The 790-nt window shown below is 74.4% G+C and carries 1 protein-coding gene; it reads right to left on the bottom strand.

All coding sequences use genetic code 11. The features are described from left to right. Positions 1–790 (bottom strand): UvrD-helicase domain-containing protein (locus AC1D01_RS37120; protein ID WP_477874876.1); only part of this gene is annotated, 790 nt, incomplete at both ends.

Here is a 790-nt window from a genome sequence, read left to right as displayed (position 1 = left end):
GGCCTCGCGCGGCGGGCGCGCCACCGGCGGCAGCGCGCGCACGCCGGCACCGGCGAGCGGCGCGATCTCGGTGCTGTGCGCGCGGAAGCCGTCGTACTCGCCGTCGCGCTGCGCCGCCTCGAAGACGCGGTTCAGCGCGGCGATCACCTCGGGCGCGTTGCGCCGCGTGTGGTCGCAGGCGAGCACGTGGCCGCCCAGCCCGCCGGCGACGAAATCGCTGGCCGCGGCGAACACCTTCGGCTCGGCGCGGCGGAAACGGTAGATGCTCTGCTTCGGGTCGCCGACGATGAAGACCGACGGCGGCCGCTGCCCGCTCGCGCCGCCGCCGGCGCCGGCATAGGCCGAGAGCCAGCTGTGCAGCGCATGCCATTGCAGCGGGCTGGTGTCCTGGAACTCGTCGATCAGCACGTGGCGCACGCGCGAATCGAGCCGCTCCTGCACCCAGCCCGACAGGTCGGCATCGCGCAGCAGCGCCAGCGCGCAGCGTTCGAGGTCGGCCATGTCGGCCAGCCCGCGCAGGCGCTTGAACGCGGCGAACTGCGCCAGCAGCACGCGCGACAGCCGCGCCATCCGCAGATGCTCGTCGTGCGCGAGCTGCTGGCGGCTCGCGTGGTGGATGGCGTCGAGCAGCGCGACCGCGTCGTCGAGCTCGGGCGCGGCCAGGTGGGCGCGCAACTGGCCGCTGCTGTTCAGCAAGGCGGTGCGCGCGGCCTGCAGTGCCGCTTCGGCATCATCGAATGCGAGCGCCTGCTCCAGCAGGCCGCCCTGCTTGCGCGGCGTGGCTTTCGGC

Source organism: Rhizobacter sp. P3_B12 (assembly GCF_056402895.1).
This window is presented reverse-complemented; position numbering and strand designations above follow the sequence as displayed.